Source organism: Streptomyces sp. NPDC058326 (assembly GCF_042879855.1).
Classification (GTDB): Bacteria; Actinomycetota; Actinomycetes; order Streptomycetales; family Streptomycetaceae; genus Streptomyces.
Genome location: NZ_JBHVZO010000021.1, coordinates 18,567 through 30,470, shown reverse-complemented (window position 1 = coordinate 30,470; position 11,904 = coordinate 18,567). Strand labels below are relative to the sequence as shown.

12 protein-coding genes are annotated in these 11,904 nt (G+C 72.0%); all 12 read right to left on the bottom strand.

Annotation, left to right across the window (positions count from 1 at the left end):
• Positions 1-7: 7 nt before the first annotated feature.
• A complete protein-coding gene (locus ACFVYX_RS30065; protein WP_389684638.1) occupies positions 8-1,660 on the bottom strand; it encodes a long-chain fatty acid--CoA ligase in 1,653 nt (550 codons plus the stop codon).
• Between the two features lie 137 nt (positions 1,661-1,797).
• Positions 1,798-2,343 (bottom strand): SigE family RNA polymerase sigma factor, encoded by a 546-nt coding sequence (locus ACFVYX_RS30060; RefSeq protein WP_389684637.1) that lies wholly within the window; start codon positions 2,341-2,343, stop codon positions 1,798-1,800.
• Positions 2,344-2,468: 125 nt separating this feature from the next.
• On the bottom strand, positions 2,469-3,494 hold the full coding sequence (locus ACFVYX_RS30055; RefSeq protein ID WP_389684636.1) for a DUF1906 domain-containing protein: 1,026 nt from the start codon (positions 3,492-3,494) through the stop codon (positions 2,469-2,471).
• 52 nt (positions 3,495-3,546) lie between these two features.
• The gene (locus ACFVYX_RS30050; RefSeq protein WP_389684635.1) at positions 3,547-4,713 is read right to left on the bottom strand and encodes a lipid-transfer protein; all 1,167 of its coding nucleotides are present in this window, start codon (positions 4,711-4,713) and stop codon (positions 3,547-3,549) included.
• Entirely contained in the window at positions 4,710-5,093 is a 384-nt protein-coding gene (locus ACFVYX_RS30045; protein ID WP_389684634.1) for a MaoC family dehydratase, read from the bottom strand. The genes ACFVYX_RS30050 and ACFVYX_RS30045 overlap by 4 nt, the downstream gene beginning before the upstream one ends.
• Entirely contained in the window at positions 5,090-6,175 is a 1,086-nt protein-coding gene (locus tag ACFVYX_RS30040; protein WP_389684633.1) for an acyl-CoA dehydrogenase family protein, read from the bottom strand. Before ACFVYX_RS30040 ends, ACFVYX_RS30045 begins: the two co-directional genes overlap by 4 nt.
• A gap of 1 nt (position 6,176) precedes the next feature.
• Positions 6,177-7,280: an OB-fold domain-containing protein gene (locus ACFVYX_RS30035; RefSeq protein WP_389684721.1), complete on the bottom strand. Its 1,104-nt coding sequence runs from the start codon at positions 7,278-7,280 to the stop codon at positions 6,177-6,179.
• A 149-nt stretch (positions 7,281-7,429) separates the two neighbouring features.
• On the bottom strand, positions 7,430-8,596 hold the full coding sequence (locus ACFVYX_RS30030) for an acyl-CoA dehydrogenase family protein (RefSeq protein ID WP_389684632.1): 1,167 nt from the start codon (positions 8,594-8,596) through the stop codon (positions 7,430-7,432).
• Positions 8,597-8,881: 285 nt separating this feature from the next.
• Positions 8,882-9,187 (bottom strand): hypothetical protein, encoded by a 306-nt coding sequence (locus tag ACFVYX_RS30025; protein WP_389684631.1) that lies wholly within the window; start codon positions 9,185-9,187, stop codon positions 8,882-8,884.
• Positions 9,188-9,600: 413 nt separating this feature from the next.
• A complete protein-coding gene (locus ACFVYX_RS30020) occupies positions 9,601-10,122 on the bottom strand; it encodes an O-acetyl-ADP-ribose deacetylase (protein WP_389684630.1) in 522 nt (173 codons plus the stop codon).
• 109 nt (positions 10,123-10,231) lie between these two features.
• On the bottom strand, positions 10,232-10,456 hold the full coding sequence (locus ACFVYX_RS30015; RefSeq protein WP_389684629.1) for an antitoxin: 225 nt from the start codon (positions 10,454-10,456) through the stop codon (positions 10,232-10,234).
• 769 nt (positions 10,457-11,225) lie between these two features.
• Entirely contained in the window at positions 11,226-11,750 is a 525-nt protein-coding gene (locus ACFVYX_RS30010) for a hypothetical protein (RefSeq protein ID WP_389684628.1), read from the bottom strand.
• Positions 11,751-11,904: the final 154 nt, after the last annotated feature.

Here is an 11,904-nt window from a genome sequence, read left to right as displayed (position 1 = left end):
TTCGCGGCTACAGCTGGGTCACGTCGAGCTCGCCCGCCGCGTACTGCTTCCGGATGACCTTCTTGTCGAACTTGCCCACGCTCGTCTTCGGCACCGCCGGCACGATCGCCCAGCGCTCCGGCAGCTGCCACTTGGCGATGCCGCCCTCGTCGGCGAGGAAGGCCCTCAGCGTCTCGTAGTCGGCCGTCGCCCCCTCCTTGAGCACGACGGTCGCCAGCGGGCGCTCGCCCCACTTCTCGTCCGGGACGGCGACGACGGCGGCCTCGGCGACCTCCGGGTGGGCCATGAGCGCGTTCTCGAGCTCGACGCTGGAGATCCACTCGCCGCCCGACTTGATGACGTCCTTGGCGCGGTCGGTGAGGGTGAGGAAGCCGTCGGGGCTGATCACGCCGACGTCGCCGGTCTTCAGCCAGCCGTCCTCACTGAACTTGTCGGCCGGCCGGATGGCCTCGCCGTCGACGCCGCCGAAGTACGAGCCCGCGATCCAGGTGCCGCGTACCTCCAGCTCACCGGCCGACTCGCCGTCCCAGGGCAGGTGGTCGCCGCCGGGGCCGACGAGGCGCGCCTCGACGCCGGCCGGGAAACGGCCCTGCGTGACCCGGTACGGCCACTCCTCCTCGGCGGTCAGACCGGCCGGCGGGTGGGCCATCGTGCCGAGCGGGGACGTCTCGGTCATGCCCCAGGCGTGGCAGAGCCGGACGCCGAGCCGGTCGTACGCCTCCATGAGGGAGGGCGGACAGGCCGCGCCGCCGATGGTGACCTGAGCCATCGAGGAGAGGTCGCGGGGGTTGGCGGTGACCTCGGCGAGCAGGCCCTGCCAGATGGTGGGGACGGCGGCGGCGTGGGTCGGCTTCTCGCGCTCGATCATCTCGGCGAGCGGGGCCGGCTGGAGGAAACGGTCCGGCATGAGCATGTTGATGCCGGTCATGAAGGTGGCGTGCGGCAGGCCCCAGGCGTTGACGTGGAACTGCGGTACGACGACGAGGGTCGTGTCCTTGGCCGTGAGGCCCATCGACTCGGCCATGTTGACCTGCATCGAGTGCAGGTAGATCGAGCGGTGGGAGTAGACGACGCCCTTCGGGTCACCGGTGGTGCCGGAGGTGTAGCACATGGCGGCGGCCGAACGCTCGTCGAGCTCGGGCCAGTCGTACGTCATCGCCCGGCCGGCGATCAGCTCTTCGTAGTCGTGCACGCGCGGGGCGACGCCGTCGAGCACGGAACGGTCTCCGGGGCCCGCGACCACGATGTGCTCGATCGTCGGCAGGTGCGGGAGCAGCGGGGCGAGGAGGGGGAGCAGCGATCCGTTGACGAGCACGACCCGGTCGGCGGCGTGGTTGACGATCCACACCAGCTGCTCGGGGGGAAGACGGAGGTTGAGGGTGTGGAGCACCGCGCCCATGGAGGGGATCGCGAAGTACGCCTCGACGTGCTCGGAGTTGTTCCACATGAGGGTGGCCACGCGCTGGTCGCCGGTGACGCCGAGTTCGTCGCGCAGGGCGTTGGCCAGCTGGTGGGCGCGCGCTCCGGCCTCCGCGAACGTGCGGCGGTGCGGCTCGGGCTCGCCCGTCCAGGTGGTGATGATGGACTTCCCGTGAATCGTCATCCCGTGCTTGAGGATGCGGCTCACGGTCAGCTGTACGTCCTGCATGGTGCTGTACACGGGGCGTCCTCCCGGTGGGCGCTACGTGGCAGAAAGGGTGTGGAGATTCTGCGCACATACCACGCGGTATGTCACTACCCGGGAGTACGGAAATTGCCAGCGTTCACTGGCGCGGGCACCGGTCTGTCCTGGTTCGCCTACCGTACGGGCGTCAGTTCCGGGTCCTCGCGGAGCTTGCCGAGCGCCCTGGACACCGCGCTCTTCACCGTGCCCACCGACACCCCCAGCACCTCGGCTGTCTGCGCCTCGCTGAGGTCCTCGTAGTACCTCAGGACCACCATCTGACGCTGGCGGTCCGGCAGCTTCATCACCGCACGCCACATCGCGTCGTGCAGCACCTGCCGCTCGGCCGGGTCCGGCTCCGGGAGACCGGCGGGCTCGGGCAGCTCCTCGCAGGCGAACTCGTCGACCTTGCGCTTGCGCCACTGGGACGTACGGGTGTTCAGCAGCGCGCGGCGGACGTAGCCGTCCAGGGCGCGGTGGTCCTCGATGCGCTCCCAGGCGACGAAGGTCTTGGCCAGCGCGGTCTGCAGCAGGTCCTCGGCGTCGCAGGGGTTGGCGGTCAGGGAACGCGCGGTGCGCAGGAGCACGGGCCCACGCGCCCTTACGTACGACGAGAAGGTCGGGTACGACGCGAACTGCGAGGCACCGGCGCAGACGGGGCCAGAGGGTGGCGGAGTCATGGCTCCACGCTAGGAGGGGCGGGGTACCCGGCGGATCGGCCCCAGGTCCCGACCCGCAGTCCGCCTCAGGTTGTAGGGGTGGGGACCGCCGCACCTCCTCTGGGTGGAGACCCTTCGGGGACGGCTCAGGGTCGGGGCGGGGAAGCGGTGGTCGTGACGCGGGCGACCGGGGCGTCCATCACGTTCCGGTCGATGCGGAGACGGTGCCCGCCGTACGACTCGGCCACGTTGCCCGCGTACTGGTGGATCCGGCTGTGCGGCATCCACGCCTCCGGGGCCAGCTCCGGCTCGGAGTACAGCGCGGGCCGCCCCAGCCAGCGCGCGAACCACATCACCTCGGGCAGGTCCTTCGTACCCGCCCGCCGCTGCGCCTCGATGTCCCGCACGCCCGTATCGGCGCTGCTGTAGTAGCCCGGGACGTAGCCGAGTCGCCGTACCTCCCGGTTCCAGGCACGCACGAAGGACAGGGTGGTCGCGGCGCAGTCCGCGTCGCCGGGCCGGTACGCCTCGATGTCGAGGTAGAGCGGGCTGCCGGCGTCGAGGCCCAGCGCACGCGCCGCCCGTACCGCCTCGCCGCCCTCCCGGGTGCCCTCGCTCCAGGGGCTGCCGCCGATGGCGAAGGGCCGCTTGGCGGCGGCGATGACGCAGGGGGCCTGGGAGCCGACGAAGAGCGGCAGCAGGCGCCACCCCATGGCGTGCGCGGACGCGACCCAGGCGGGGTTCAGCTCGCGCTGGACGGGGCAGCCCCGGCCCCGGCCGCCGAAGTAGATCCCGACGGCCCCGTACGGCGAGTCGCGCCAGGCCTTCATCACCTCCAGGGAGGGCGCGTCGCAGGTGTCGAAGGCCTGGCCGGTGTAGCGCGCGGGGGCGTCGGGCGCCGCCGGGTCACCTCCACCTGGCCGTGCCGCCGACACCGGGGCGGGGGCCGTGAGCAGGGCCGCCGACGCCGGGGCGGGGACCGTGAGCAGGGCCGCCCCCGCCAGTACGGCCAGCAGGGCGGCGAGCACGGCCCGTGCCCCGGGAGCGGACGCGGACGGCGGGTGCGCCGGCGCCGGGGGCTCGGACGAAGGCACGGGTGCGGGGGCGCGGGTGGGTTCGGGATCTGACGCGGCGGCGGATGACGCGGCTGTGCTCGTGGCGTGAGTGCTCATGGCGTGAGTGAAGGTCCGCCCGGCGCGCCCGGCCACCGCTGGGGCCGTCGCCTCAGCCGTCCGTGCCCAGGATCAACCCGGACGTGGGAACCCCGGTACCCGCCGTGACCAAGCTCCGCGCCGCGCCGGGTATCTGGTTCACCGAGGTGCCGCGCAGCTGTCGTACCGCCTCCGCTATGCCGTTCATGCCGTGCAGATAGGCCTCGCCGAGCTGTCCTCCGTGCGTGTTCAGCGGGAGCGCGTCGGCCGCGACGAAGTCGGCCGCCTCGCCCGGCCCGCAGAAGCCGAACTCCTCCAACTGCATGAGCACGAACGGGGTGAAGTGGTCGTAGAGAATGCCCACGTCGATGTCCGACGGTGCGAGCCCGGAGGTCCGCCAGAGCTGCCGCGCCACCACGCCCATCTCCGGGAGCCCGGTCAGCCCGTCCCGGTAGAAGCTGGTCATCGCCTCCTGCTTCCGCCCGGCGCCCTGCGCCGCCGCCAGGATCACGGCGGGCGGCTTCGGCAGGTCGCGGGCGCGCTCGACGGAGGTGACGACGATCGCCTGGCCGCCGTCGGTCTCCTGGCAGCAGTCGAGGAGCCGCAGCGGCTCGACGATCCAGCGCGAGGCGGCGTGGTCGGCGAGCGTGATGGGTTTCCCGTGGAAGTAGGCGGCGGGGTTGCGGGCCGCGTGGCGCCGGTCGGTGACGGCGACATGACCGAAGGCGTCCGGGGTCAGCCCGAAGGTGTGCAGATACCGCTGGGCGGCCATGGCGACCCAGGAGGCCGGGGTGAGCAGCCCGAACGGGAGCTGCCAGCCGAGCGCGGCGCCCTCGGCGGAAGGCTCACGCTCCTTGACTCCGGAACCGAAGCGGCGCCCGGAGCGCTCGTTGAACGCCCGGTAGCAGACGACGATCTCGGCGACCCCGGCGGCGACGGCGAGCGCGGCCTGCTGCACGGTGGCGCAGGCGGCCCCGCCCCCGTAGTGCACACGGGAGAAGAACGACAGTTCCCCGATGCCGGAGGCCTGGGCGACGGTGATCTCCGGGTTGGTGTCCATGGTGAAGGTGACCAGGCCGTCGACGTCGGCGGGGGCGAGTCCCGCGTCGTCGAGGGCGGCCCGCACCGCCTCGACGGCGAGGGAGAGTTCGCTGCGGCCCGAGTCCTTGGAGAACTCGGTCGCACCGATGCCCACAACGGCCGCCCGGCCGCCGAGTCCGTCCCGGTGGCGGAGGCTCATCGGGGCACCTCCACGGTGACCGTCCCGGTGACGTGGTGCCCGAGCCCGTTGGCACCCACGACCCGGACGTGCGCCGTGTCCCCCTCGACGCCGGTGACCGTGCCGGTCAGGACCAGGGTGTCCCCGGGGTGGTTGGGGGCACCGAGCCGGATGGCGACCCGCCGGAGGACCGCGCGGGGGCCGAAGTGGTCGGTGATGTACCGGCCGACGAGACCGTTGGTGGTGAGGATGTTCATGAAGATGTCCGGGGAGCCCTTCTCCCGGGCCAGTTCGGCGTCGTGATGGACGTCCTGGTAGTCGCGGGAGGCGACGGCCCCGGCGACGATCAGGGTGCGGGTGACCGGGATGGTCAGCGGCGGCAGTTCGTCCCCGGGTTTCATGACAGGTCCCCTTCCGCGAGCAGTCCGCCGAGTTCGGCGAGGAGCTCGGTGCCGGCGCCGAGGTAGGCGTCGAGCTGCCGGCCCCACAGGAAGTGCCGGTGGACCGGGTGATCGAGGTCCGCGCCCAGGCCGCCGTGCAGATGCTGCCCGGCGTGCACGACCCGCTTCCCCGCCTCGGAGGCCCACCAGGCGGCGGTCAGGGCGGCCCCTGCGGCGTCCAGGCCCTCGTCGAAGCGCCAAGCCGCCTCGTAGGCGGTGACCCGGATGGCCTCGGTGTCCATATGCGCGTCGGCCGCGCGCAGTTGAACGGCCTGATGGGTGGAGAGCGGGCGGCCGAACTGCTCCCGTACGGAGGTGTACTCCACGGCCCTGGCCAGCGACCCGGCGCACACCCCCGCCTGCAGCCCGGCGAAGGCGATGCGAGCGGCGGCGAGCACCTCCTCGTAGGCGGCGGCGGCGCTGCTCCCGGTGCGGGCACCGGCACCGGCCTCGCCGGTCCCCGCACCGGGGGCGGGCCCGAGCCGCTCCGCCACCGTCCCGTCGAGGACGAGCCGGCCGGCGGACCAGGGAGCGGTGAGCTCGACGGGATCGACACGGTGGGCGTCCTCGGTGCGGACCAGCCACAGGGCACGCTCCCCGTCCGGTACGAGGACGTGGGTGGCGTCCCTCAGCCACGGCACCCAGTCCACGGCCCCGGCGAGCCGCCCCTCGCGCGAGGTGACCGCGCCGGTCGCCGGGAAGGCCCCCGTCACCACCGTCGTACCGTCGCGGAGGCCCGGCAGAAGCCGGTCCCGCTGCTCCTCCGTACCGTGCCGGGTGACGGCGAGGATCCCGTAGGCGCAGCTCGCGGCGAAGGGCACCTGGGCCGTCACGCGGCCCTGCTCCTCCAGGAGGAGGACCAGGCCGAGCAGGCCGGTCACCTCGACGGCGCCGGGGAGACCGGCGGCGCAGAGCGCCTTCCAGAGCTCGGCGTCGGTGCCGGTGCCGGCCGCCCTGAGCCGCTCGTGGGTGGAGAGGTCGGCGAAGATCCGGGCGGCCAGCTCGCGGGCGGCCTCCTGCTCCTCGGTGGGGGTGAAGTCCATGTCAGCCCTCCCCGCCGGCGCGGAAGACGGGAAGCTCCAGCTCCTCGTCGGCCCGCAGGAACTCCAGCCGCACCGGCATCCCGATCCGCACCTCGTCGTACGGCACCCCCACCACGTTGCTGATCATCCGCACTCCCTCGGCGAGTTCGATCAGCCCGACCGCGTAGGGCCCCGCCGCGTCAGCGGCGTGATCGGACACGGTGAAGGCCGGGAAGGGCGGGTGGTGCATCACCACGTACGAGAAGACCGTCCCGGCGCCGCTCGCCTCGACCGTGTCCCACTCCCGCGATCCGCAGTCGGCGCACCCCGGCAGCCAGGGGAAGCGGAGGGCGGCGCACTCCCCGCAGCGCTGGATGAGCAGCCGGTGCGCGGCCACCCCCTCCCAGAACCCGGCGTTGTCCCGGTTGATCACGGGCCGGGGTCGCCTGGCGGCCGGCGCGGAGGCCTTCGGAGGCCCGGCGGGCGGGACGGAGGCCTGCGGGGGCCTGGCGGGCGGGGCGTACTTGAGGATGCGGAAGCGGTGGGTGCCGGCGAGCTCTCCGCCGGCGCGCACGTCCGTCCTGGTGGTGACGAAGTGCCCCGACCCGAGCTTGGTGGTCTTGCGCGCCGACACGGACTCGATGACGGTGTCGAAGGTGATCTCGTCGCCGGGCCGCAGCGGACGCAGGTACTCCTGCTCGCAGTCGGTCGCGACCACGGAGGTGTATCCGGCCCCGTCGAGCAGGGCGAACAGCTCCTCGTACGCGGAGGAGCGGCCGGTGTGCCCCGAGAGGCCGCCCATCGTCCAGGCCTGGAGCATCGTCGGCGGTGCGACGGCCTCCGGTCCCCGGTAGGCGGGGTGGGCGTCTCCCATGGCCTCGCACCAGTGCCGGATCATGGGCAGGTTCACCGGGTCCTTGCCGAGGCCCCTGGTGGCGGCGGGCCGCCCCACGAACCTTGCGAGCCGCTCGTACAGGGCATCCGTCGTGCCGGGCGAGCCTGACAGGGTGCCCGCCGGGCCCAGCTGGGCATCCGTCGTGCCCGGCGAGCCCGCCAGGGTACCTGCCGGGCCCGGCTGGGCATCCGTCGTGCCCGGCGAGCCTGGCAGGGTGCCTGCCGGGCCCATCTGGGCATCCGTCGTGTCCGGCGGCGCGCCCGTCGTGTGCGGCTGGGTGCCTGTCCGGCCCGGCGGCGCCTCCGCCATACCCGGCAGAGCGCCCGGCCGGGTGCCCGGCGGCTCCGGCTGTCCCGCTGTCCCGTTCCGCTCCGTAAGGGTCATCGCCGGCCCCTCCCCTTCATGCCGAGCCGCATCCTCGCGACGATCTCGCGCTGCACCTCGCTCACCCCTCCCCCGAAGGTGTTGATCTGCGCGGCGCGGTTCATGCGCTCCAGCTCACCGCCGTCGAACTCCCCCGGCGATCCCGCTCGCACCGTCCCCGCCCCGCCCGCGATCTCCTGACATATTCGATACACCTCCACCGCCGATTCGGTTCCCATGAACTTCACGCCGCTCGCGTCCCCCGGAGCCAGCCGGCCGCCCCCCACATCGCCCACCAGACGCCAGTTCAGCAGGCGTGTCGCCGCCAGCCGGGCGTGCGCTTCGGCGGCCCGGATCCGGACCCACGGCTCGTCAACACGACGCCTGCCCGTCACCGGATCGGGTGTGCGAGCGCGGTCGAGCACAGCCGCAAAGAAGTCCTCGGCCTGCATGCCGATCGCGGCCAGCGCGACACGCTCGTGGTTGAGCTGGTTGGTGATGAGCCCCCAGCCGCCGTGTTCGGGCCCGACGAGATGGCCGGCCGGCACCCGTATCCCGTCGTAGTAGGTGGCCGTGGTCGTCAGCCCGCCCACGGTCGCGATCGGGGTCCAGGAGAATCCCGGGGCGTCGGTGGGGACGAGGACGATCGAGATGCCCCGGTGCGGGGGCGCCTCGGGGTCGGTGCGGCAGGCGAGCCAGATCCAGTCGGCGTTCTGGGCGTTGGAGGTGAAGATCTTCTGGCCGTCGATCCGCCAGGAGTCCCCGTCGCGCACGGCCCTCGTGCGGAGCGAGGCGAGGTCCGTACCGGCCTCGGGCTCGCTGTACCCGATGGCGAAGACGGTCTCCCCGCGCAGGATCCGGGGCAGGAAGAAGGCTTTCTGCTCCTCGGTCCCGTAGGTCATGAGGGTCGGTCCGACGGTGTTGAGCGTGACCATCGAGACGGGCGCGCCCGCCCGGTACGCCTCGTCGAAGAAGACGAACTGCTCGTCGGGGCCCCGGCCCTGTCCCCCGTACTCCTCGGGCCATCCGAGTCCGAGGAGCCCGTCCGCGCCGATCCGGCGGAGCAGCCGGCGCTGGGCGGTGGTGTCGGTGGCGGAGGGCGGGCCGTCGGGCATCACCTCGCGGAAGTACGCGCGGAGTTCGGCGCGCAGCCTCAGCTGTCGCTCGGTCGGGGCGAGGTGCACGGCGACGGCCTCCCGTGGGGCGAGGTGGGGCGACTGAGATTTCTGACTGTCCGTCAGATTCAGGATCCCTGTCAAGGCCGACGACCGGCCGGCCGCACACCCGACCCGCGATCGCGGAACACCCCGACACACAGACGCGGACGCCCCGGCGCGCGAGCGCGATGCGGTCCGCGCCCCGGGCGCACGCAAGCGGGACGGCCTGTGCGCCGGTACCGAAGTACCGGCGCACAGGCCGTCGTTCACACCGCGGTCACGCCCCCCGTCGGGCCGGCTGCCGTGCTGAGATCACCACCACGGGTAGAAGTTGACCACCGCGTTGCTCTGGGCGATGTGCGTGAAGGCGGAGCCGTTCACGCTGGCCGTGTTGTTCTGGTTCGAGGCACCGGAACCGGTCGCCACCTGCTGCGTCGTGGTCGAGTTGCCGAAGTTGTCCCCACCCACGCCGCTGCCGATGATCGTGGCGACGCTCGTGTTCGATCCGTCGTCCGCGAACCCGCCGTTGTCGGCCTGCGCCACCCCGGTGAAGAGCGCGGCGGCGAGGGGCAGGGCGACGGCAGCGGCGAGAACGCGGGCGGTACGGATGCTTGCCATGTGTGTTCCTCCGGGAACTGAAAGCTGGTGCTGGTGCACGGAACTGCTCTGAAGGTCTCTGCACTGCTATGAACTACGGCCGTTCCCAAGGCAGTTGGCCGACCACCCCGGTTGTTTCTGCTCGACGTCGCGAATCCAGAGTTGCCCACCGAATCCCTGGCGAACCACCCCGGAGCGGCTTATTCCCCCGCAAGCGTGAGGACAAGCAGATAAACCCGGCCAGTACGAGGGAAGGCCCACCTCACCTGGGCGGAGCAGGTTCAGGACAGGCAGAACCGGTGCACCCCAAGGGAAGAAGCGTTCCGGCAGATTTCCCGCCAATCTCTCCCCAGGAAGATCGTGACGGCGAGTCCCGCCTAGAGATCCACCGAACAAGCGAACCAAGAAGAAGAGACGTTCGACCGAGGGGACCCCTACGGGATCTCCTGCCCCACAGCCGTCTCGAAGGCCGCGTACGCCTGCGCGTCGAACAGCACGAACCGCACCTCCTCCACCTCGGTACGGGCCGCCCGTACCGTCTCCACGGCGATCCGGGCTCCGTCGTCCATCGGCCAGCCGTAGATCCCGGTGGAGAGGGCGGGAAACGCGACCGTACGGTCGCCCAGCTCGTCGGCGACCCGGAGCGACGCGCGGTAGCAGGAGGCCAGCTCCTCCGAGCGGTCCACCTCCCTCGACCAGACCGGTCCCACCGTGTGGATCACGTGCCGGGCGGGCAGCCGCCCCGCCGTGGTCGCCACGGCCCGGCCGGTCGGCAGCCCCTTGCCGTAGTGCGAGCGGCGCAGGTCCTGACAGGCGGCGAGGATCTCGGGGCCGCCCTTCCGGTGGATGGCCCCGTCGACGCCCCCACCACCGAGGAGCGAGGAGTTCGCCGCGTTGACGATCGCGTCCGCCGGCTCGGCGGTGATGTCCCCCTGCACAAGCACGATCCGCACCACGACAGAACCCTTTCTCCGGCCCTTCCCAGGAGGCCATTGAACCCGGCGAACCGAAGGGGCGCCCCGGAATGGAGTCCGGGGCGCCCCTGACGGGCAGTACGGCTCCGCGCTACTGCCGGGGCGGAGTGTCCGGCCGTGGGGCATCCGGCCCCTGGTCCGTCGATGGGGGCGTGCCGCCCATCTGCTGCCTGAGCTTCTCCTGGGCGGTGTCGACCTGACTGCTGTACTTGCCCTGGGTCCGGCCGTCGACGTAGTCACCGGCCTTGTCGATGCCCTTGGAGGCCTGATCCTCGTGGCCCTTGAGCATCCCCTTGAGCTTGTCGAACACAGACATCCTGGCCCTCCTAGCCGCTGTTCCAGCCCCTCCAGCATCACGGCATCACCCGAGTCCCGCATCCGCAGAGCCGCGGCCCGCCGCCGGCGCCCCGGCGCCCGCCCCGGGACCAGCGCGGCGGAAACCTCCCGCACACGGGAACGGCCCCTGACCGATGTACCTGGTCAGGGGCCGTTCGCCTGCGGTGGGTGTGGGATTTGAACCCACGGTGACATCGCTGCCACGACGGTTTTCAAGCGGATGCTGCGGGAAGCCTCTCGAACGTTCCTGACCTGCTCGTTCCCCGCTCTCCGGGCCCCTCGCTCCCTCCGGCGGTCCACACCTGGTCCGCTGGGGGAGTCCGGACGATGTCAGCGCAGCTCGCGTGTCGTGCAGGCGAAGACGGGAGAGTGGGAAAACGTCCTGGACGAGGCCTCATACACCAGCTGATCGCGAGTCCGTACAACGGAATGTTCCTGATCGCCCGCCCCGGCTCCAAGGGCGGTATGCGCATCCCTCGGACGCTGTACGAGGAGCCGGCCTCGACCACCGAGAGCCGCAGTTCTGCCGTCACCGGCGGGAACGCACACCGCCGGCTGCCTGAACCGGCCTCTCGGCTCGGGGGTTCTACTCCGAGCTCGCGCCCCTCCTCCTGGCCCGTGCGGAAGAGCTGACCGGGGTCCACCCTCCGGTCTCGGCCCCGGCTGAGATCCCGGCCTGACTGCTCTCCTCCTGATTGACAGCACTTCGCCCGGCCGCATAACGGCGGGGCGAAGCCACCAGGCCCGAACTATCCGACAGCATCCGAAGGCGGCGGATAGTCGTCCACGTGCCAGACCTTTCCGTCCGCGCAGGGATGGTCAGCGAACTGGTCGGAGATTCCACCGCCCAGGGATATGCGGTCGCCTTCGCGGGCGAAGACCTTGCCGTCCTCGTCGCGGACGACGGCCTTGCCGTTCTCCCACGTAGCGGTCCACCCGTGTGCCCAGGACAGTGCGCTGACCACCTTGCTGCCGTCACTTCGGAAGGCGAGACAGTTCCTGTCCGTGACCAACAGTGTTCCGGGGATGTGGGCGAGCCGCCCATCGCCGGGGGCGTCCTTCGCGCGGTTGATCATCCGGGGCGGTGTCTCGGGGTTCTTGGCCGTGCTGGTCGTCTTCCCTTGGGCAGCGACGGTCTTCGGTGTCTGGTCCGCCGGGGGAGTGTCGGTGAGCGACCCGCAGCCGGTGACCCCCGCCAGCAGCAGGATTCCCGCCACGGCCGCCACGCCACGGCGCGCGGTCTTTTTCGTCCGCATGTGGAGCTGGTCTGTCATCGCATCCCGTCCGTTCGCCAGGCGCACGACTGGTGTGCGCTCCGAGGTGGGACGGCCGTGGGGGGGGGGGGGGGGTGCGGGTCGGGCGCGGCGGCCCGCTCGCCGCCCAGCCGAACCACAAACCCCCCGGAAAGCGGTATGGTGGGTGGGCGAG

Coding starts and splice junctions, on each gene's coding strand:
- ACFVYX_RS30060 (WP_389684637.1), bottom strand. CDS start 2,343: ATGACTCCGCCACCCTCTGGCCCCGTCTGCGCCGGTGCCTCGCAGTTC.
- ACFVYX_RS30035 (WP_389684721.1), bottom strand. CDS start 7,280: ATGGGCCCGGCAGGCACCCTGCCAGGCTCGCCGGGCACGACGGATGCC.
- ACFVYX_RS30010 (WP_389684628.1), bottom strand. CDS start 11,750: ATGACAGACCAGCTCCACATGCGGACGAAAAAGACCGCGCGCCGTGGC.
- ACFVYX_RS30040 (WP_389684633.1), bottom strand. CDS start 6,175: ATGGACTTCACCCCCACCGAGGAGCAGGAGGCCGCCCGCGAGCTGGCC.
- ACFVYX_RS30050 (WP_389684635.1), bottom strand. CDS start 4,713: ATGAGCCTCCGCCACCGGGACGGACTCGGCGGCCGGGCGGCCGTTGTG.
- ACFVYX_RS30025 (WP_389684631.1), bottom strand. CDS start 9,187: ATGGCAAGCATCCGTACCGCCCGCGTTCTCGCCGCTGCCGTCGCCCTG.
- ACFVYX_RS30045 (WP_389684634.1), bottom strand. CDS start 5,093: ATGAAACCCGGGGACGAACTGCCGCCGCTGACCATCCCGGTCACCCGC.
- ACFVYX_RS30055 (WP_389684636.1), bottom strand. CDS start 3,494: ATGAGCACTCACGCCACGAGCACAGCCGCGTCATCCGCCGCCGCGTCA.
- ACFVYX_RS30015 (WP_389684629.1), bottom strand. CDS start 10,456: ATGTCTGTGTTCGACAAGCTCAAGGGGATGCTCAAGGGCCACGAGGAT.